Annotated in this window: 19 protein-coding genes and 2 pseudogenes; 10 read left to right on the top strand and 11 right to left on the bottom strand. The window is 72.8% G+C overall.

Annotated elements, in window-relative coordinates; translation table 11 throughout:
• The coding region (locus tag ACWCPM_RS33425) for a cation:proton antiporter domain-containing protein (RefSeq protein WP_450980025.1) at positions 1–506 on the top strand (506 nt) is incomplete at its 5' end.
• A gap of 59 nt (positions 507–565) precedes the next feature.
• On the top strand, positions 566–2,053 hold the full coding sequence (locus tag ACWCPM_RS33420; protein WP_450980024.1) for a hypothetical protein: 1,488 nt from the start codon (positions 566–568) through the stop codon (positions 2,051–2,053).
• A 253-nt stretch (positions 2,054–2,306) separates the two neighbouring features.
• Here the strand turns inward: ACWCPM_RS33420 and ACWCPM_RS33415 are convergent, their stop codons facing one another.
• From ACWCPM_RS33415 to ACWCPM_RS33400, 4 genes are all read right to left on the bottom strand, one after another.
• Positions 2,307–2,528, bottom strand: a complete 222-nt coding sequence (locus ACWCPM_RS33415) for a hypothetical protein (protein WP_450980023.1) — start codon at positions 2,526–2,528, stop codon at positions 2,307–2,309.
• A gap of 11 nt (positions 2,529–2,539) precedes the next feature.
• The gene (locus ACWCPM_RS33410; RefSeq protein WP_450980022.1) at positions 2,540–2,758 is read right to left on the bottom strand and encodes a hypothetical protein; all 219 of its coding nucleotides are present in this window, start codon (positions 2,756–2,758) and stop codon (positions 2,540–2,542) included.
• Between the two features lie 155 nt (positions 2,759–2,913).
• Positions 2,914–3,504: a hypothetical protein gene (locus tag ACWCPM_RS33405; protein ID WP_450980021.1), complete on the bottom strand. Its 591-nt coding sequence runs from the start codon at positions 3,502–3,504 to the stop codon at positions 2,914–2,916.
• A gap of 430 nt (positions 3,505–3,934) precedes the next feature.
• Positions 3,935–4,870 (bottom strand): CDP-alcohol phosphatidyltransferase family protein, encoded by a 936-nt coding sequence (locus ACWCPM_RS33400; RefSeq protein WP_450980020.1) that lies wholly within the window; start codon positions 4,868–4,870, stop codon positions 3,935–3,937.
• A gap of 108 nt (positions 4,871–4,978) precedes the next feature.
• Between ACWCPM_RS33400 and ACWCPM_RS33395 the strand changes: the two genes are divergently transcribed.
• The 5 genes and pseudogenes from ACWCPM_RS33395 to ACWCPM_RS33375 all read left to right on the top strand — a co-directional run.
• The gene (locus ACWCPM_RS33395) at positions 4,979–5,959 is read left to right on the top strand and encodes a zinc-dependent alcohol dehydrogenase (RefSeq protein ID WP_450980019.1); all 981 of its coding nucleotides are present in this window, start codon (positions 4,979–4,981) and stop codon (positions 5,957–5,959) included.
• 89 nt (positions 5,960–6,048) lie between these two features.
• The gene (locus ACWCPM_RS33390) at positions 6,049–6,447 is read left to right on the top strand and encodes a 6-pyruvoyl trahydropterin synthase family protein (protein ID WP_450980018.1); all 399 of its coding nucleotides are present in this window, start codon (positions 6,049–6,051) and stop codon (positions 6,445–6,447) included.
• Complete coding sequence (locus ACWCPM_RS33385; RefSeq protein WP_450980017.1) at positions 6,444–7,616, top strand: glycosyltransferase family 4 protein; 1,173 nt, start codon at positions 6,444–6,446, stop codon at positions 7,614–7,616. Before ACWCPM_RS33390 ends, ACWCPM_RS33385 begins: the two co-directional genes overlap by 4 nt.
• On the top strand, positions 7,613–8,683 hold the full coding sequence (locus ACWCPM_RS33380) for a class I SAM-dependent methyltransferase (RefSeq protein WP_450980016.1): 1,071 nt from the start codon (positions 7,613–7,615) through the stop codon (positions 8,681–8,683). The genes ACWCPM_RS33385 and ACWCPM_RS33380 overlap by 4 nt, the downstream gene beginning before the upstream one ends.
• A pseudogene (locus ACWCPM_RS33375) lies at positions 8,680–9,789 on the top strand (lysylphosphatidylglycerol synthase domain-containing protein); the annotation flags it as partial. The gene ACWCPM_RS33380 and the pseudogene ACWCPM_RS33375, both read left to right, overlap by 4 nt.
• A gap of 62 nt (positions 9,790–9,851) precedes the next feature.
• On the opposite strand, the gene ACWCPM_RS33370 reads toward ACWCPM_RS33375, so the two are convergent.
• Positions 9,852–10,625, bottom strand: a complete 774-nt coding sequence (locus tag ACWCPM_RS33370; RefSeq protein WP_450980015.1) for a creatininase family protein — start codon at positions 10,623–10,625, stop codon at positions 9,852–9,854.
• A 37-nt stretch (positions 10,626–10,662) separates the two neighbouring features.
• On the opposite strand from ACWCPM_RS33370, the gene ribA reads away from it, so the two are divergent.
• Complete coding sequence (gene ribA, locus ACWCPM_RS33365) at positions 10,663–11,322, top strand: GTP cyclohydrolase II (RefSeq protein ID WP_450980014.1); 660 nt, start codon at positions 10,663–10,665, stop codon at positions 11,320–11,322.
• A gap of 132 nt (positions 11,323–11,454) precedes the next feature.
• Here ribA and ACWCPM_RS33360 read toward each other — a convergent pair whose 3' ends face one another.
• Complete coding sequence (locus tag ACWCPM_RS33360) at positions 11,455–12,690, bottom strand: serine hydrolase domain-containing protein (RefSeq protein WP_450980013.1); 1,236 nt, start codon at positions 12,688–12,690, stop codon at positions 11,455–11,457.
• A gap of 193 nt (positions 12,691–12,883) precedes the next feature.
• Here ACWCPM_RS33360 and ACWCPM_RS33355 point away from each other — a divergent pair, with 193 nt between their 5' ends.
• Entirely contained in the window at positions 12,884–13,309 is a 426-nt protein-coding gene (locus ACWCPM_RS33355) for a PPOX class F420-dependent oxidoreductase (protein ID WP_450980012.1), read from the top strand.
• 108 nt (positions 13,310–13,417) lie between these two features.
• Positions 13,418–13,954, top strand: coding sequence for a hypothetical protein (locus tag ACWCPM_RS33350; RefSeq protein WP_450980011.1), 537 nt, complete (start codon positions 13,418–13,420; stop codon positions 13,952–13,954).
• A 36-nt stretch (positions 13,955–13,990) separates the two neighbouring features.
• On the opposite strand, the gene ACWCPM_RS33345 is transcribed toward ACWCPM_RS33350, so the two are convergent.
• The 5 genes and pseudogenes from ACWCPM_RS33345 to ACWCPM_RS33325 form a co-directional block, all read right to left on the bottom strand.
• Positions 13,991–15,505: an MFS transporter gene (locus ACWCPM_RS33345; RefSeq protein ID WP_450980010.1), complete on the bottom strand. Its 1,515-nt coding sequence runs from the start codon at positions 15,503–15,505 to the stop codon at positions 13,991–13,993.
• Between the two features lie 229 nt (positions 15,506–15,734).
• Complete coding sequence (locus ACWCPM_RS33340) at positions 15,735–16,103, bottom strand: hypothetical protein (RefSeq protein ID WP_450980009.1); 369 nt, start codon at positions 16,101–16,103, stop codon at positions 15,735–15,737.
• 335 nt (positions 16,104–16,438) lie between these two features.
• Positions 16,439–17,026 (bottom strand): histidine phosphatase family protein, encoded by a 588-nt coding sequence (locus tag ACWCPM_RS33335; protein WP_450980008.1) that lies wholly within the window; start codon positions 17,024–17,026, stop codon positions 16,439–16,441.
• 6 nt (positions 17,027–17,032) lie between these two features.
• Positions 17,033–17,914 carry a phosphogluconate dehydrogenase (NAD(+)-dependent, decarboxylating) gene (gene gnd / locus ACWCPM_RS33330; protein ID WP_450980007.1) on the bottom strand — a complete coding sequence of 294 codons (882 nt, stop codon included), beginning with the start codon at positions 17,912–17,914 and terminating at the stop codon, positions 17,033–17,035.
• Positions 17,915–17,920: 6 nt separating this feature from the next.
• A pseudogene (locus ACWCPM_RS33325) lies at positions 17,921–18,480 on the bottom strand (glucose-6-phosphate isomerase); the annotation flags it as partial.

Here is an 18,480-nt window from a genome sequence, read left to right as displayed (position 1 = left end):
TCTTCGTGACGAGCGGTATCCAGTTCAACCTCGGCGCCCTGTTCGAGGACGCCGGGACCATCCTCCGGGTGCCGATGTTCCTGGCCGCGCTGCTGTTGGTCCGCGGCCTTCCGGCACTGCTGTACCGCGCGGCCGGACTCTCCTGGCCGGAGGTCACAGCCAGCGCTCTCCTCCAGGCCACCTCACTGCCGGTCATTGTGGCCGCAGCGACCATCGGCCTGAAACTGGATGCCATACGGCCCGAGAACGCGTCCGCACTGATCGCCGCCGGGCTGCTCTCCGTGCTCCTCTTCCCCCTGATCGCGCTGCCCCTCCTCCACCGCTCCCGGCAGCACCCGGCGGCGGACGGCCGGACACGGGTGCGTCAACTCAAGATCGAGCCGGATGACCGAGGCCGTAGGGCGCCTGATTCCCGAGCGGTACCGCCGATGGCCCAACCCCAAGCCGGCGGAACCGGTGCCGCCGACGAGCGGCTTCCTGCCCCCGCTCCTCGACGCCGCCGCTGACGACCCCGACTCAACGCCCCGGCCGGGCGTTGTCGGTCGCGGGTGACATGATCCGCGGCATGGATCTCGCTCTCGTGTTCGCCGGCATCGACCAGATGGACTGGTCACGCCTTCGCCATGCCTACGGCTCCGCGGAGGACGTCCCCGCGCTGCTGCGGGATCTCGCGTCCCCGGTGGAGGAGACCGCTGCGGAGGCGGAGCAGGAGCTGTGGAGCAGCATCGTGCACCAGGGCACGGTCTACGCGGCTACGGCACCCACAGTGCCGTTCCTGGCACGTCTCGTTGCCGAAGGGGTGCGGCGAACCGCCTTGTTGGGCATGCTCGGTGTGATAGCCGGGAGCGTCGACGAGCATGATCTGCCGGTGCCCGGCGCGGCCCGCGACGCTGTCGCGGCACAGCTGGGGCTGCTCCTGCCGCTGCTCGCGGACGACGATCGCGAGGTGCGGCGGACCACGGCGTGGACGGTGGCCCAGTGCCGGTCGGCCGCGGGCCCCGAGGCGCGTGCGGGGCTGCGCGCCCGCTGGACGGCGGAGACCGATCCGGCGGTGCGCGCGGACGTGCTGACGGCCTGTGCGCTCCTGGATTGCGGTGCGGCCGAGGAACTGTGCTCCGCAGTACTCGCCGGGGACGAACCGGCGCCGGTGCGGGTCGCCGCGCTCCTGGTCACCGCCGACTGCGGCCTGCCGTGGAACAAGGACACGACCGCGAGCGTCACGACATTGGTCCCGTTGGAGCGGCACGGTTTCGGCGCCCTGTGGGAGCGGGAGCCGCTGCAGGCGCTCGCCGAAGCGCTGCACGCACGCGGCGATGTCGACACCGCCATCGAGGTGGTCGACTCCGCGCTCGGGCGGGCCGTAGCGCTGCGGCTCCAGGGCAGCGAGCAGGGGCAGGCCGCCGTCACCGAGGCGCGGTGGGCCGCCGAGCGCCTTGCCCTCCGCTCACGGACCGCCCCGGCGCGGCTGCTGCCCGCGTTGCTCCCCCTGCTCGGCGATCCGGCCACCGCGGCCAAGGTGATCCCGCTGCTGCGAACCTGGTGGCAGCCGGCCCCGGAGGCGGTCCCGGCCCTGCTCGCCATCGTGCGGGGCGACGGCGAATCGGCCGACGAGGCCCTCGCCGCGCTGCTGTGCCTGGGAGCTCCGGAGGCGACCGGGTTGCTCGCCCGCCACCTGCCCGAGCGGCCCCACGCGCTGAAGGCCGCGTACCGCCTCGCGACCGGTGAGACCCGGACGCCGAGCGATGCCCACGTGCCCGGCGAGGACCGGACCCCCCTGCCCTACGATCCTGAACTGCTCGACGCGATACGCGTCCGGCTCACCGCCGAACCGCCCCGCGAGCGCAGATCGGTCTTCGACGGCGGACTGGCCGCGACCAACTGTTGGCCCATGACCAGGCACGAGACGAAGCCGAAGCAGGCACCCGCCGCCGGGACCAGCGCCGCGTACGGACCGGCGGTCGTATCGGTGAGGGAGCCCACGCTGAAGTGGGCGACCATGAATCCGGCAAACAGGGCAAATGTGTACCACCCTCCGCCGTCAGGGAGGGCGTAGCCCTTTAGGGTTCGCTCCAGTCCCATGTCAACGGCACCGGCGACTGCCCAGAAGAACGCGCTGGAAGCTACCACGCCGAGAGCGACGCGCCACGCCGTGTTCGTCATGCCGGGATCGTAAGAGCGATGAGTGGAGTTCGGCCAGGGCTTTGTTCCAGCCCGCCGTGTACACAGGGCCGTGGCTTCCGCGTCGAGGGCGGCGAGCAACTGCCGGGACGATGCACCGCTTCAAGGCTAGCCGGTGGGGGCCGCTGTCAGTCCGAGCGTGTCGCGCGGTAGCGGACCGGGTGGTCCACCTCCTTCACGAGCAGGCCGGCGGCCGCGAGGTCACGCAGGATCGCGCGGGTGTGCTTCTCCTGCGGCTCGTACCCCGCGTCGCGCATCGCGCGCAGGCCGCGCTCGGTGTCCCAGCAGCCGCCGTACGTGACGACGGCCTTCTCGAGGGCGGCACGCTGACTGGAGAAGGGTTGCGTCATGGTGCCGCTCCTCAAGCGAGTTCGACGGGCGTGGTGTGCGTCTGCCCGGGGCCGCATCCGTGCGCGTGCGGCAACTGGGCCACCGAGGAACCGAACTCGACGGCGAGCAGCGCCGCCTCCGCCACCTTGTCGTGGCCGGGGGCGAAGAACGATCCGGCTCCGGTCTTCTTCGCGCAGCCGCACCAGCAGGTGCCGGTCGGAGTGAGGCGGGGGAGGGCATCCGCGATCATGACGTCACCCTAGGTCAACAGGGGCGAGCAGCACGGACTTCGCCGAATTCGGATGCGGGCGTGCCAACGCCCGGCGTCCCGCCGTCGGTTGCGGGACTCGATCGGGTGGAGCGGGGCCCCTGTCCGGGACCCCGCCGCAGCGGTGGTCGCTTGCCTCAGTTGGCCAAGGCGGTGCGCTCGACGTGGGCGATCTTCACGCCCGCGATCTCGCTCAGTTCCTTGCCGTCCTCGATCGTGCTGTACTCGGTGAACTCGACGCTGCCCGACTTCTTCTTGCCGGGCGCCAGGTGGACGGCCCCGAAGAAGGTCTGCGCCACGAAGTCCCCGTCCTCGTCGAAGGCGTTGACGACGACCGAGTAGTTGGCGAGGTCGTCCCCCTTGTTTGTGATCTTGTACTTGAACTCGTAGGTCTCGGTGGCCGGGTCGCAGTCGTTGTACGAGAACTCGTCGGTGTCGTCGCAGCCACCGAGGTCGGAGGGGTCCTCCTTCACGAGGGACTTGCCGCCCAGGACCTCGACGTGGTCCGTGGCCTTCCCGGTGTCCTCGGACTTCAGCACCCACCAGGTGGCGCCGCCGCCGGCGAGCAGCGCGGCGACGACGGCGGAGACGAGGGCGACGACTATGAGCCGGCCCGTGCCGCGCCGCTGGGGAGGTGAGGGCGGGGTCGGCCAGTAGGCGGCCGGAGGCGTGGGAGGGAACGGCGGCGGGGGCGGCGCTACCGGTCTGCCGGGGTTGCTGTCGGCCATGGCGGGGGACTCCTCATCGGGGACGATGCGCGCTGTCGCGGGCACGGGCGAGCCTCGGTCGGAACTGTGGGGCGGTCAGGTCCGGCTTGTCGCGCTCTGTCATGCCCACTTGCGGTCGTGCTCAGACGAAGGCCGTTGCGGCGGCCGGCGATGACGTGACGAGGTCGGGCGTGAGGCAGGCAGCGGGAAGACAGCGTACCTCTCGCCTCGAACATGCTAGCTGTGGTCGGCGCGGAGCGACTTCCAGAGGTGGGGGTATGCGTCGGGGTTCGCGGGCGCCGCCGATCCATGCTCGGCCCGGGCCCAGTTCGGGCTCTGTCGGACCCGTCCAGCCCGGCCTCGTCCGGTCCGGGTCCGGCCTTGTGCGTCCCTGGCGGGCTCGGTCTCCGTGGTGCCCTCACCGGTCGGCGGGTCCGCCGCTGACCGGGCGTCACCCCGCGAGCGGCTCCAGCACTCGACCCGTCCGCCCGGCCCTGTCCGCCTGCCCGTTCTGCGCGGTCTGTGTCGCCTGTGCGGTCTGTGCGTTCTGTGTGGTCCTCTCGGCGCGCGCGATCCGCTCCGCCTCGCACACCGGCCCGGGAGCCCCGTGCGGAGCCGCCCTCTCGGGAGCGACCGCGGAGGGCCCCTCGGGCGTCGCCCGGTTCGGTCGTGCCTCCCGCGACGTCCGCCACAGCCACAGCACGTCCCGCCCGAACGACCACACCAGCAGGCCCAACGCCAGCCCGACGACCGCCGCGTTGCCCGCCCACGGGAGCACATCGGCGCCCGCCACCAGGAGGAACACCCCCTGCACCGCGGCCACCGTCTTGCGTGCCGTGCTCGGGGGGAGCGCCGCGTTCAGCCACGGCCGGAAGCGGGCGGCGGCGACGAAGGCGTAGCGCATGCCACCGATGAGCAGCACCCACGGTCCCAGCGACATCGACACGTACACGCTCAGCACCAGGATCAGGAACGCGTCGACCTCCATGTCGAAGCGCGCCCCCAGCGCCGACGAGGTGCCCGTACGCCGCGCGACCTTGCCGTCCACCCCGTCGAGGATCAGCGCCACCGCCGTCAGAGCGACCAGCAGCGTGACCGGCGGCGCGCTCTCGAAGGAGTCGGCGACCAGCGCGGTCACACCGCCGACCAGGGTGGCCCGGCCGAGCGTGACCCGGTTGGCCGGGCCGAACGACCGCAGTCCCGACCGGTGCAGGGCCCGCGAGAGCACCGCCCAACTGGCGATCGCGAAGGTGAGACCGGTCAGCCAGCCCGCCGGTCCCAGACCGATCGCCGATCCGAGCACGGCGAGCAGCACGATCTGCACACCCGCGCCCACCGCGGTCTCCTGCTGGACCAGCCTCGCGTCAAAAGTGTTGTTCAGGGCCACCGCACATCCTCCGGCCAGGTGACAGAGTCGATCACCGCCGCGTACTGTGCGCGGCCTGTGCACACCTCCGTACGTGCACCACCTGCCGATCGTTCAGGAGGAACGCCGATGATCCGCGCGGCACGTGCGTTCTGGCTCGGTTCCCCCGGGCGGGGGGAGATCCGGGACGTCGGGCTTCCGGAGCCCGCCGAGGGCGAGGTGCTGGTCCGCTCGCTCTGGTCCGGCGTCAGCCGTGGCACGGAGACGCTGGTCTTCCGGGGCGGCGTCCCGCGGAGCCAGCACACGGCCATGCGCGCACCGTTCCAGGAGGGCGACTTCCCCGCGCCGGTCAAGTACGGCTACCTCAACGTCGGAGTGGTGGAGGAGGGCCCGGCCGACCTGGCCGGCCGCACCGTCTTCTGCCTCTACCCGCACCAGACACGCTACGTCGTCCCCGCCGCCGCCGTGACGCCCGTACCCGCGCACGTGCCCGCCCACCGTGCCGTGCTCGCCGGCACCGTGGAGACCGCCGTCAACGCGCTGTGGGACGCGGCGCCCCTCGTCGGCGACCGGATCGCCGTGGTCGGTGGCGGCATGGTCGGCTGCTCGGTCGCCGCGCTGCTCGCCCGCTTCCCCGGTGTCCGGGTGCAGTTGGTGGACGCCGACCCCGCACGGGCCGAGGTCGCCGCGGCGCTCGGCGTCGGTTTCGCCGAACCCGCCGCCGCGCTCGGCGAGTGCGACCTCGTCGTGCACGCCAGCGCCACCGAGCAGGGCCTGGCCCGGTCCCTGGAACTGCTCGCCCCCGAGGGCACCGTGATCGAGCTCAGCTGGTACGGGGACCGCCGCGTCGCCCTCCCGCTCGGGGAGGCGTTCCACTCCCGGCGCCTGACGATCCGCAGCAGCCAGGTGGGCACCGTCTCCCCGGCCCGCCCCGGCCGGACGTACGCCGACCGGCTCGGCCTCGCCCTCGACCTTCTCGCCGACCCGGCGCTCGACGCCCTCGTCACCGGGGAGTGCGCCTTCGAGGAACTCCCGGACGTGCTGCCCCGGCTCGCCTCCGGGGAGATCCCGGCCCTCTGCCACCGGGTGCGGTATCCCGAAAGCGCCTGACCTCAGAAAAGAGGTACGGGCCGCTGAACACGGGGACGACACGGGCCGTACTACTCGGCATCCATGCCCCGCACCTGGAGGGTCGTCCGTTGTTCAGTGTCACCGTCCGCGATCACATCATGATCGCCCACAGCTTCCGCGGAGAGGTCTTCGGCCCCGCGCAGCGCCTGCACGGAGCGACGTTCCTGGTGGACGCCACCTTCCGGCGCGAGCAGCTGGACGACGACAACATCGTCGTCGACATCGGACTGGCCACCCGTGAACTCGGGGCCGTGGTCAGCGAGCTGAACTACCGCAACCTCGACAGCGAGCCCGACTTCGCCGGGATCAACACCTCGACCGAGTTCCTGGCGAAGGTCGTCGCCGACCGGCTCGCCGAGCGCGTGCACAAGGGCGCGCTGGGGGAGGGGGCCAGAGGGCTCACCGGCATCTCGGTCACCCTGCACGAGTCGCATGTCGCCTGGGCCGCCTACGAGCGTGCCCTGTGACCGACACGACCGTGGAGAAGCTCTCCTTCGTGCCCGCCCCGGCGGCCCCCAGGAACGGCGAGATCGTCCCCATGTCCCTGCGGACCGTGCACTTCGTCATGCCGGGCGGTGTCGACGACCCGGCCGCGCCCAGCGGCGGCAACGCCTACGACCGGAGGGTCTGCCTGGACCTGCCCGGCTTCGGCTGGCGCGCCCGCAAGCAGCCGGTGGACGGTTCCTGGCCGCGGCCGGGCGCCGCCGCCCGCACCGAACTCGCCCGCACGCTCCGGGACCTGCCCGACGGCGCGGTGGTGCTCCTCGACGGGCTGGTCGCCTGCGGCGTACCGGAGATCGTCGTCCCCGAGGCCGAACGGCTGCGGCTCGCCGTGCTGGTGCATCTGCCGCTCGGTGACGAGACGGGACTCGAGCCCGCGGTGGCCGCCGAACTCGACGCCAGGGAACGCACGGTGCTGCGGGCCGTGGGTGCCGTGATCGCGACCAGCGACTGGGCGGTCCGCCGGCTCGTCGCCCACCACGGCCTGGCCCCCGACCGGGTCCATGTCGCCGCCCCCGGCGCGGACATCGCGCCCCTCGCCTCCGGCACCGACGGCGTCTCCCGCCTGCTGTGCGTCGCCGCCGTCACCCCGCGCAAGGGGCAGCACCGGCTGGTCGAGGCCCTCGCCGGGGTCACCGACCTGCCGTGGAGCTGCGTGTGCGTCGGCGGTCTGGGCACGGACCCGGAATACGTGGCGCATCTGCGGGACCTGATCGCACGGCACGGCCTCCAGGACCGCGTCCAGCTCGCGGGCCCCCGCTCCGGCGCCGCCCTCGACGCCAGCTACGCCGCCGCCGACCTGATGGTCCTCGCCTCCTACGCCGAGACCTACGGCATGGCGGTCACCGAGGCGCTCGCGCGCGGCATCCCGGTGCTGGCCACGGACGTCGGAGGCATCCCCGAGGCGCTCGGCCGCGCCCCCGACGGCGGGGTCCCCGGCATCCTCGTCCCGCCGGAGGACCCGGCCGCGCTCGCCGCCGAACTGCGCCAATGGTTCGGCGAGGCCGATGTTCGGCGTCGTCTGAAGTCCGCCGCCCGGGGCCGCCGTGCCGCGCTCGACGGCTGGGCGACGACTGCGAAGCACCTGGCCGGCGTGTTGAGCCGGATCCCCAGCGAACCCCGGAGGGCGGCATGAACGGAACGACGACAGCTGCGCAGGACACGGGGAGCACCGGGGCCGTCCCCGCGCGACCCGGCAGGGGGACCGGGGAGGACGCCGCCTCCGTCGCGTCCACCGCCGCCTCCGCCGCTGCTTCCGCCGCCGAGCCCGGGACCGGTCCGGCAGCCGTCATCCCCGGTGCCGGCCCCGCCGCGCCCCGCCCCGGGGAGCGCCCCACACTGCGGCTGCGGGAGACCGGCCCCGGGGAGGAACAGCCGCGGTACGCGCCCGAGTGGCTGGAGTTGAGGGAGGGCGCCGACGCGGCCGCACGGGCGCGGGACCTGCTCGATCCGCTGCGCGTCCGGCTGACCGACCAGCCGGCGGGGCCAGGCGGGATCGCCGTGCACGACCTGGGCTGCGGCACCGGCTCGATGGGACGCTGGCTCGCGCCCCGGCTCGACGGTGCCCAGCACTGGATCCTGCACGACCGCGACCCCTACCTCCTGCACTTCGCCGCCGTCGCCTCCCCCCGCTCCGCCGCCGACGGGAGCCGCGTCTCGGTCGAGACCCGGCGCGGCGACGTGGCCCGGCTCACCCCGGACGCGCTGACCGGCGCCTCGCTGGTCACCGCCTCCGCGCTGCTCGACGTCCTCACCCGCGAGGAGATCGACACCCTCGCCGCCGCGTGCACCGGGGCCGGCTGCCCGGCGCTGCTCACCCTCTCCGTGGCCGGGCGCGTCGAACTCACCCCGGGGGACCCGCTCGACGCGCGGATCACCGAGGCGTTCAACGCGCACCAGCGCCGGGGCGGGCTGCTCGGCCCGGACGCGGCCACGGCGGCGTGCGAGGCCTTCACCGAGCGCGGCGCGACCGTGCACGTGCAGCCGAGCCCCTGGCGGCTCGGCCCCGACGAGGCCGAACTCACCGCCCAGTGGCTGCGAGGCTGGGTCGGCGCCGCCGTCGAGGAGAGCCCCGAACTGGCCGAGCCCGCGCAGAAATACCTCGCCGAGCGCCTCGCGGCGTGCGCGGCGGGCGAGTTGCACGTCACCGTCCACCACAGCGACATCCTGGCGCTGACGCGTCCGGCGGGCGGGACATCATGAGCGCGCCGACGGTGAGTCTTTCGCCGGCTCCCGCGTCCGCGGTGGGTGTTTCGCCGGCTCCCGCGTCGGTGGTGAGTGTTTCCCCGGCTCCCGCGTCGGCGGTGGGTGTTTCCCCGGCTCCCGCGCCGACGGTGAGTGATTCCCCGGCTCCCGCGCCGACGGTGAGTGATTCCCCGGCTCCCGCGTCGGCGAGTGCACCCGGGGTCCCCCCGCACCCCCGTGCCCGGCTCACCGTCCGTCCCCGGTTCACCGCCCGCGCCCTGCGCACCCACCTCGGCACCCTCGCCGGTGTCGCCATCCTCGCCGTCCTGATGTGGCGCATGGGCACCGGCGTCCTCCTGGACGGGCTGCGCCGGATCGACGCGCCGACGCTGCTGGCGGCCCTCGGGATCGGCCTGCTCACCACCGCGTTCAGCGCCTGGCGCTGGCAACTGGTGGCGCGCAGCCTGCACATCCGGCTTCCGCTCGGACCGGCGCTGGCCGACTACTACCGCGCCCTGTTCCTCAACGCGGCCCTCCCGGGCGGTGTCCTCGGCGACGTGCACCGGGCGGTACGGCACGGGCAGAGCGCCGGCGACCTCGGACGCGGCGTCCGCTCGGTGGTCCTGGAACGGACCGCCGGCCAGGTGGTGCTGGCGGTTGCCGGGGTGGCGGTCCTGGTGACCGTGCCGTCCCCGGTGCTCGACGAGACCCGGCACATCACGCTGCTGCTGCTGTGCGCCGCGGCCGGTGCCCTCGCGATCGGTCTCGCCGTGCGGATGAACCGCACCCCGGCCGCCCGCCGGCGCCGCACCCTGATCGACGAGGCCCACGAGGCCCTGCTGTCCCGCCGCAACGGGCCCGGCGTCATCGGCTCGTCCGTCGTGGTCCTCGCGGGCTACGTGGCGATGTTCCTGCTCGCCGCCCGGGTCACCGGCACCCGTGCCTCCGTCGCCGTGCTGCTGCCGCTCGCGGTGCTCGCGCTGCTCGCGATGAGCCTGCCGCTCAACGTCGGCGGCTGGGGTCCGCGCGAGGGCGTCACCGCCTGGGCGTTCGGCGCCGCCGGGCTCGGCGCGGGCAACGGACTGGCCGTCGCGGTGGTGTACGGCGTACTGAGCCTCGTGGCGAGCCTGCCCGGCGTTCTCGTCCTCGTGGCCCGCTGGTACCGAGGCCCGCGCGGACGGCGGGGCTACTCCGGGTCGCCCACCAGCAGCGAGAAATACGCCCCGAACGATTCCGCGAGGGAGGCCAGCAGCGCTTTCCCCTTTTCCGCGTCCCCCAGCGAAGGACGGCCGATGACACCCGAATCCGTGTAGGCGGACATCCCCAGGCTGAGCAGATGGCGCCGGTCGTCCGCCACGAAGTCCGTCTTCTCATGACCGGGCCCGACCAATTCCGGATGAGTGTGCAGAAGGATGGAGGTCTCGATTTCCCCCGCATGCATGTCGGTGAGCAGCGAGGTCCGCACCCCGGCCCGCTCCCGTGCCGTCTCCCAGTCCTCCGCGGCCGGGAACAACGCCATTCGCTCACCGCGCGCGGAGGATTCCTGAACGACGTTTCCCAGGACATAGTTTCCCCCGTGCCCGTTGACGAGGACCAGCGCCTCGACTCCGGACCGGCGCAGCGAATCGGCTATGTCCCGTACCACCGCGTGAAGGGTCACGGAGGAGATGCTGACGGTCCCCGGCCAGGCCGCGTGCTCGTGCGAGCAGGAGATCGTCACCGGAGGAAGGAGGTGCACCGGGTACGTGTCGGCGATCTCCCGCGCCACGGCGCAGGCGATGAGCGTGTCGGTCGCCAACGGAAGGAACGGACCGTGCTGTTCGAAACTGCCCACGGGCAGAACGGCGACCTGCCGTGAGACATCGGCGCCCCGCGTCCGTACGTCCTCGGTGGTGTCCCCGGGCAGCAGACCGTGCCGCACCGCACCGGATCCCGCCGACCGTATATCCGATCCACTCATTTCTTCAGGCCTTTCGTCTCTGCTTAGGAATCAGATCATGACAGAAAACCTCGGTGTCATAGGCAAGAAGTCCGCGCAGCGCACCGGTGTGGAACGCATCGTGAATGCGCCGCTTCCCACGGTGTACGGGCAATTCCGGGCGGTCGGCTACCTCGACCACGACCGCGGCGACGAACAAGTGGCTCTCGTGTACGGCGACATCGGCGCCGAGAACGTCCTCACCCGGCTGCACTCGGAGTGCCTCACCGGTGACGCCTTCGGCTCCCAGCACTGCGAGTGCGGTGACCAGCTCGCCTCCGCCCTGCGGGCCGTCGCCGCGGAAGGCAGCGGCGTGGTCGTCTACTTGAGAGGGCACGAGGGCCGCGGCATCGGCCTGCTCGCCAAGCTGCGTGCGATGGCCCTCCAGGCGGAGGGCCTGGACACCGTCGAGGCCAACCTGGCGCTCGGACTGCCGGTGGACGCCCGGGACTACGGTGTCGCCGCGGAGATCCTGCGCGACCTCGGGGTGTCCTCCGTACGGCTCATGTCGAACAACCCGCGCAAACGCGAGGCGCTGCTGCGGCACGGCGTCACGGTCGCCGAGGAGGTGCCGTTGCTGATCGCGCCGTGCGAGAGCAACATCACGTATCTGCGCACCAAGCGGGAGCGCCTGGACCACCGCCTGCCGCATCTGGACGCGGTCGCGCACTGGTCCTGACCCGGAGCGGGACATGACCTGACGGGACAGGAGGGGGACACGGGAGAGCAGCCCCGGTGCGCGTGCCGGGGCCACCCCCGCCAGGAGGCCCACCGCCGGGGGTGGACGAACTCACCCGCACGGCAGCTCCGTTCACCCGTCCTTGACCGCCTCGTGGAGCAGTTGCTTCAGTTCGCGGAACATGGTGTGCGAGGTCCGCGGCCGCACCTGCGTCATGAACTGCACCGTCAGGTCCCGGCCCGGGTCGACCCAGAACGCCGTGGTCGCCACCCCGGTCCAGCCGAAGGTGCCGAGGCCGGCGGGCGCCAGGGTGCGCTCCGGGTCGACGACCACGGAGACGCCGAAGCCGAAGCCGACGCCGTCGTTGCCGGGTTCGTCGTGGGCGGGACGGCTGCCGAACGCCCGCAGGTCGGCGCCGCCGGGAAGCTGGTTGCTGGTCATCATGTCCACCGTCCCCCTGCTGAGCAGCCGGACCCCGTCGAGTTCCCCCCGGCGGCGCAGCAACTCCATGAAGCGGTGCATGTCGTGGGCGCCGGCCACCATGCCGCCACTGCCCGACAGGAACCGCGGCCGGCCCCTCAGCGGCAGCCCGGCGATCGGTTCGATACCGGTGCCGTCCTCCTTCTCCCCGTACATCTCGGCCAGCCGCTCCTCCTGCCGCCCGCCGACCTCGAACCCGGCGTCCGGCATGCCGAGCGGGCCGAAGATCCGCTCCGCCAGGTGCACGTCGAGCGGCTGCCCCGACACCACCTCGACCACCCGGCCGAGGACGTTGCTGGCGACCGAGTAGTTCCACTGCGTGCCCGGGTCGAACTGCAGCGGCAGGCTCGCGTACACGTCGATCGTCTCGGCGAGGTCCGCACCCGGCGGCACCGACGACTCCAGACCGGCCTCGCGGTAGAGGGCGTCGACGGGGTGCGAGTGGTAGAACGCGAAGGTCAGACCGGCCGTGTGGGTCATCAGGTGCCGGATCAGCATCGGCCCGGCGGGCGGGCGGGTGCGGGTGTCGGCGCCGGAACCGCTCTCGTGGACCCGGGCGTCGGCGAAGGCCGGCAGATGGCGGGCGACCGGGTCGTCCAGCGACAGCCGGCCGTCCTCCACCAGCATCAGCGCGGCGACCGCCGTGAACGGCTTGGTCATCGAGTAGATCCGCCACAGCGTGTCGGACTCCACGGGCAACCCGGCGGCGACGTCGCGGCTGCCGTACGTGGTGAGATGCGCGATCCGCCCGCCGCGCGCGACGGAGACGAGGTAGCCGGGCAGTCTTCCCACGTCGACGTAGTGCGCGAAGTGCTGGTCGACGCGGTCCAGCGCGTTCCCGTCCAGCCCCACGTCGCGCGGGTCCACCTCTTGTCGCAGCACCGCCATCACCGTACCTCCGCTTTCGTTCCTCGAGGTGGAATCGGAGATACCCCGCCCGCGCCCCCTCAGACCTCATCGTCGCGCAGGAATACGCGAAGCGTCGTCAGGATGACCGCGAGGTGCCGCGGTCGTCTCGTTCGCCTCGTTCGTCTCCTCCGCTCCCGGGAATGGCCCGGTTTCCACGGCGGTTGAGACAACCATGAACGAGGACGCGCTGCTCAACCTGCTCTCCGGAGGCCACCGCGGGGTGCTGGTCACCCTCAGGCGGGACGGCCGGCCCCAGGTGTCGAACGTCATGCACGCCTACTACCCCGACGAGCGGATCATCCGGATCTCGGTCACCGACGACCGCGCCAAGACCCGCAACCTGCGCCGTGACCCCCGCGCCTCCTACCACGTGACCACGGACGACCACTGGGCCTACACCGTCGCCGACGGCACGGCCGACCTCACGCCCGTCGCCGCGGACCCGCACGACGACACCGTCGAGGAACTCGTACGCCTTTACCGCGACATCGGCGGTGAGCACCCCGACTGGGACGAGTACCGCGCCGCCATGGTCCGCGACCGCCGCCTCGTGATCCGGCTCCGGGTGGAGCGGGCGTACGGCGCTCCCCGGCGCTGAGCGGGCCCGGGTGTGCCCGGTGCGGGCGCAGTGGGTACTCGGTGGATCGGGCCGAGGCAGCAGCGGCCCGGACGGCTGACGCACCACTCGCCCGAGAAGAGGGGCCCCATGACCCACCGAACGCACACGGACACGGCACCCACGCACAGCGCCGGCACGGACGGCGCCGACCTGCTGGGCATCTATCTCAACGACCACCTGGCCGGCGCCACCGCGGGCACCGATCGGGCCCGCTCCCTCGCCGGGGCACTCCGGGAATCGCCGTCGGGACCGGCCCTGCGCACCATCGCGCGGGAGATCGGCGAGGACCGGGCGAGCCTGCTCGCGATCATGGACAGGCTCGGCGTGCCGGTGCGGCACTACAAGGTGTCCCTGGCCTGGGCGGCTGAGAAGGCCGGCCGGCTCAAGAGCAACGGGCGCCTCGTGGGGCGCTCACCGCTGACCTCGATGGTGGAACTGGAGGCGCTGCGCCTGGGCGTGCTGGGCAAGGCTTCCGCGTGGCAGACCCTCCGCCAGGTGGCCGAGACCGATGCCCGGCTCGACGCGCGACAGCTGGACGAGTTGCTCGCGCGGGCCGAACGCCAGCAGGCCACGCTGGAGGACCTGCGCCGGCGACAGGCCACCGAGACCTTCCGGCAGGCCTGACGGGAACGGACACCCCACCTGCTTGGTGGGCGGGCCTCAGGGCTGGCGGGCGTGCGCGTGACTGTGCGCGATCTCGTCGGGACAGCCCCGTCCGTGGCACTGGTGGTCCCGCAGCCAGTCCCGCCCGGCCAGCGCGAGCGCGCCCAGTACCGGCAGGACGCCGCAGCCGACGGCGAACGCGACGGCGGACCGGTAGTGGCCGGCACCGCCGTCGCCGAGCGTCACGTAGAAGAGGCCGGGCAGCGCCGCCGTACCCACGGCGCCGCCCAGGCGCTGTCCGGTCTGCAGGGCACCACCCGCCGCACCCGCCATCCGCACCGGCACGTCCCGAAGCGTCATGGTCACGTTGGGTGAGATCACACAGCCGCTGCCGATCCCGCCGAGGAGCAGCGCCAGGGCCATGAGCCACACGGCCGTGTCGGCGGGCGCCCACCGCAGGATCAGCGCCGTCCCGCCCAGCCCCACGACGACGGCGGCCAGTCCGCACACCGTCAGGAGCCGTCCGAGCCGCTCCACCAGCCGGCCGGCCACCGCCGCGGCCACGGCGGAACCGAGGGCGAAGGGCGTCACGGCCAGCCCGGACTCCAGAGGCGAGTAGCCCAGCCCGTCCTGGAAGAACAGCGCGAACACCAGCCACACGCCGCTGAATCCCACGAAGTACAGCGTGGCGATGGCGGCCCCGGTCACATACCCGCGTGTCGACGTGGCGAGGCGGGGATCGAGGAGGGGCTGACCCTGACGCGCGGCGACCCGCCGCTCCCAGTGGACGAAGGCCACGAGGAACGCCGCGGCCACGGGGAGCAGCCACCACAGTGTGCGCACCCCGCCCGACTCCGCGAGCACCAGGGGCAGCATCACCGCCAGCACGCCCGCCCCGAGCAGCGCGACGCCGGGCAGGTCGAGGCGCTGCCCGCCGGAGGGCGCCGTCCTGGGCAGCAGGCGCATGCCGAGGACGAACGCGACCACGCCGACCGGCACGTTGACGTAGAAGATCCAGCGCCAGCCGCCGGGACCGTCCGCGAGGGTGAGGATCAGCCCGCCGACGACCGGGCCGACGGCGCTGGAGATGCCGACCGTGGCGCCGAACAGACCGAAGGCCCGGCCCCGCTCGGCACCCCGGAACATCTGCTGGATGAGGGCGGAGTTCTGCGGTGCCAGACAGCCCGCGCACACGCCCTGCGCGACGCGGGCCACGACGAGCAGCGCGATCGACGGGGCGGCCCCGGCGCAGGCGCTGCACAGCACGAAGCCGGCGAGGGCGATCAGGAAGATACGGCGCCGGCCGATCGTGTCACCGACCCGGCCCGCCGTGACGAGGACCAGGGCGAAGGAGAGGGCGTACCCGGAGACCACCCACTGGATGGCGGGAGCAGTGGCGTGCAGGTCGCGCTGCATGGACGGCAGCGCCACCGCGACGATCGTGACGTCCAGCAGACTCATGAAACCGGCGACCAGCGTGACCCACAGGGCGCTCCAGCGCCTCGGGTCGGCTTCGTCGGCCTTCGGAGCGCCCGCCCCGCCGCCGCCCTGCGCGCCCGCCTCGGCTCCCATCGGCACTCCCTGCTGCGACCGTCCGCCGCTGTCGTCGCCGCTCCGACAGGTGTGCGGGTTACCAGCCTGCGCCCGCGCCACACGCCGCGTGCCGCGCGTGTCGGCCAGGTGGCGGTACCGGGTAGGCGGCGGGCGCGCGAGGGGCACGGTCCGGTCGGGTGGCGGCGGGCGCGCGAACGGCACGGTCCGCTCGGGCGGCGGTGGCGGGCGCGTGCGGACGGCCTTCCGCTCAGGCCGCGAGCACGGGTCCCGGCACCGTTCTCAGGGGTCTGGCCGCGGTGCGTGTGGCCCGGACGCGATAGGTCGTCCTCGACGGGTCGACGACCGGCTCGCCGAAGGTGATCCGGCCGGCCGCGTGGAGGCTGTCGCACTCGCCGGTGGGCAGGGCGACGTAGCAGCTGCCCTGGCCGGTCGCGGGGTCGTGCGGCCGCCAGTAGCTGTAGCGGCGGCGGCCGTCGGCGTACACGGTGACGAACACCGGCGTTCCCGGGTCGGAGATGATGCGCGCGGTGTCCGGGGCGCCGCGTCGGGCAGGGGAGCCCGGCCGGGCCGGAACGCGGTCGTGCGAGGCGTGCGCAGGGCCGGTGCTGAGCGGCATCGTCGGGACCTTTCGCGGAGGGGTGAGCGAGACCGACTACCCGGCACGGCCGTTGTTGATCTCTCTACGCCGCATTCTTCAGCACGGCACTGACATCGGTGCTTCAGCATGGCAACGGGATCGCTGCAGGTGCGCCACCCGGAAGCCGATGCCCGGGGTCCGTCGCACGCGCGGGAGCCCTCCCGCCGTCACTGGCGGCTGATCATCCAGGCGAAGACGACAGCGGCGGCACGGTGCCGAAGGCCCGCCCCACCCGTCGTTCGGCCGGTGTCAGGTCGTCGATCTCCCTCGCGGGCGACTCCGACCCGGCCGAACCACGCAGGGCAACAGGGCTGCTACGGGCGCGCGTTCCACTCGGCGACGACCGGTCTGCCGCGCTCGGTCGACAGCCGGCTCAGCGTCCCGGTGGCCAGCTGGAACAGCCGGCCTTCGGCGGGCGGCAGCCCGAGCCGACGGGCCGCGAGGACGCGCAGGAAGTGGCCGTGCGCCACGAGTGCCACGTCGCCGTCGGCGAGCGCGTCCCCGACCCGGGCGAGGACCCGGTCGGCGCGGGCGCCGACCTCGTGGGGCGACTCGCCCGGGTGTCCCTCGGTGCCCGGCGGCACCCCGTCCGTCCACAGGTTCCAGTCGGGACGGGTGCGGTGGATCTCCGGGGTGGTGATCCCCTCGTAGCCGCCGTAGTCCCATTCGTGCAGGTCGGGGTCGGGTATCGCCCCGACGAGGCCCGCCAGTGCGGCGGTCCTCGACGCGCGTGCCAGCGGACTGGTGAGCGCGAGTGCGAAGGTCCGGTCGGTGAGGAGTGGAGCGAGGGACTTGGCCTGTTCCTCGCCGTGCCCGGTCAAGGGCAGGTCGGTCCAGCTGGTGTGCTGTCCCGTGACGCTCCACTCCGTCTCACCGTGGCGGACCAGGAGAAGGTCCCCCATGGCGTGCTACTTGTCCGCGGACTCGACGGCGTGCCCGCCGAACTGGTTGCGCAGTGCCGCGACCATCTTCATCTGCGGCGAGTCGTCCTGCCGGGACGCGAACCGGGCGAAGAGCGACGCCGTGATCGCGGGCAGCGGCACGGCGTTGTCGATCGCCGCCTCCACCGTCCAGCGCCCCTCACCCGAGTCCTGCGCGAAACCGCGCAGCTTCTCCAGGTGCTCGTCGTCGTCGAGGGCGTCGACCGCGAGGTCCAGCAGCCAGGAGCGGATGACGGTGCCCTCCTGCCAGGAGCGGAACACCTCGCGGACGTTGTCGACCGAGTCGACCTTCTCCAGCAGCTCCCAGCCCTCGGCGTAGGCCTGCATCATGGCGTACTCGATGCCGTTGTGGACCATCTTCGCGAAGTGGCCGGCGCCCACCTTGCCCGCGTGGACGTAGCCGTAGGGGCCGTCGGGCTTGAGCGCGTCGAAGATCGGCTTCAGCCGGTCGACGTGCTCCTTCTCGCCGCCGACCATCAGCGCGTAGCCGTTCTGCAGGCCCCACACGCCGCCCGAGACGCCCGCGTCGACGAACCGGATGCCGTGCTTGCCGAGTTCCGCGGCGTGCTTCTCGTCGTCCGTCCAGCGGGAGTTGCCGCCGTCGACGACGGTGTCGCCGGGCTTGAGCACGGTCGCCAGCTGGTCGATGACGCCCTGGGTCACGGCGCCGGCCGGGACCATCACCCAGATCACGCGCGGTGCCTGGAGCCGGTCGGCGAGTTCCACCAGGTTCGTCACGTCGGAGAGTTCGGGATTGGTGTCGTACCCGACGACCTCGTGACCGGCGTTGCGCAGGCGCTCGCGCATGTTGCCGCCCATTTTGCCGAGACCAACAAGACCGATCTGCATGTCAGCTCACTTCCTGAATTCGCGGTAGGCGGCCACGAGCGCGGCCGTGGACGGGTCGAGACCGGGCACCTGCGCGCCCTCGGTCAGGGCGGGTTCGACGCGCTTGGCGAGTACCTTGCCGAGCTCGACGCCCCACTGGTCGAAGGAGTCGATGTTCCACACGGCGCCCTGCACGAACACCTTGTGCTCGTAGAGGGCGATGAGCTGGCCGAGCACCGACGGGGTCAGCTCCCGGGCCAGGATCGTGGTCGTGGGGTGGTTGCCCTGGAACGTGCGGTGCGCCACCTGCTCCTCGGCGACGCCCTCGGCACGCACCTCGTCGGCCGTCTTGCCGAAGGCGAGGGCCTGCCCCTGGGCGAACATGTTGGCCATCAGCAGGTCGTGCTGGGCCTTCAGCTCGTCGCTGAGCTCCGCGACCGGACGCGCGAAGCCGATGAAGTCCGCCGGGATCAGCTTGGTGCCCTGGTGGACGAGCTGGTAGTAGGCGTGCTGCCCGTTGGTGCCGGGCGTGCCCCACACGACGGGACCGGTCTGCCACTCCACCGCCCGGCCCTGACGGTCCACCG

Source organism: Streptomyces sp. NPDC002309, from assembly GCF_053593375.1.
Note: the sequence above shows the minus strand (reverse complement) of the source record. Positions and strands in the feature narration are given on the sequence as shown.

Coding starts and splice junctions, on each gene's coding strand:
- ACWCPM_RS33420 (WP_450980024.1), top strand. CDS start 566: ATGGATCTCGCTCTCGTGTTCGCCGGCATCGACCAGATGGACTGGTCA.
- ACWCPM_RS33415 (WP_450980023.1), bottom strand. CDS start 2,528: ATGACGCAACCCTTCTCCAGTCAGCGTGCCGCCCTCGAGAAGGCCGTC.
- ACWCPM_RS33410 (WP_450980022.1), bottom strand. CDS start 2,758: ATGATCGCGGATGCCCTCCCCCGCCTCACTCCGACCGGCACCTGCTGG.
- ACWCPM_RS33405 (WP_450980021.1), bottom strand. CDS start 3,504: ATGGCCGACAGCAACCCCGGCAGACCGGTAGCGCCGCCCCCGCCGCCG.
- ACWCPM_RS33395 (WP_450980019.1), top strand. CDS start 4,979: ATGATCCGCGCGGCACGTGCGTTCTGGCTCGGTTCCCCCGGGCGGGGG.
- ACWCPM_RS33380 (WP_450980016.1), top strand. CDS start 7,613: ATGAACGGAACGACGACAGCTGCGCAGGACACGGGGAGCACCGGGGCC.
- ACWCPM_RS33370 (WP_450980015.1), bottom strand. CDS start 10,625: ATGAGTGGATCGGATATACGGTCGGCGGGATCCGGTGCGGTGCGGCAC.
- ribA (WP_450980014.1), top strand. CDS start 10,663: ATGACAGAAAACCTCGGTGTCATAGGCAAGAAGTCCGCGCAGCGCACC.
- ACWCPM_RS33360 (WP_450980013.1), bottom strand. CDS start 12,690: ATGGCGGTGCTGCGACAAGAGGTGGACCCGCGCGACGTGGGGCTGGAC.
- ACWCPM_RS33355 (WP_450980012.1), top strand. CDS start 12,884: ATGAACGAGGACGCGCTGCTCAACCTGCTCTCCGGAGGCCACCGCGGG.
- ACWCPM_RS33350 (WP_450980011.1), top strand. CDS start 13,418: ATGACCCACCGAACGCACACGGACACGGCACCCACGCACAGCGCCGGC.
- ACWCPM_RS33345 (WP_450980010.1), bottom strand. CDS start 15,505: ATGGGAGCCGAGGCGGGCGCGCAGGGCGGCGGCGGGGCGGGCGCTCCG.
- ACWCPM_RS33340 (WP_450980009.1), bottom strand. CDS start 16,103: ATGCCGCTCAGCACCGGCCCTGCGCACGCCTCGCACGACCGCGTTCCG.
- ACWCPM_RS33335 (WP_450980008.1), bottom strand. CDS start 17,026: ATGGGGGACCTTCTCCTGGTCCGCCACGGTGAGACGGAGTGGAGCGTC.
- gnd (WP_450980007.1), bottom strand. CDS start 17,914: ATGCAGATCGGTCTTGTTGGTCTCGGCAAAATGGGCGGCAACATGCGC.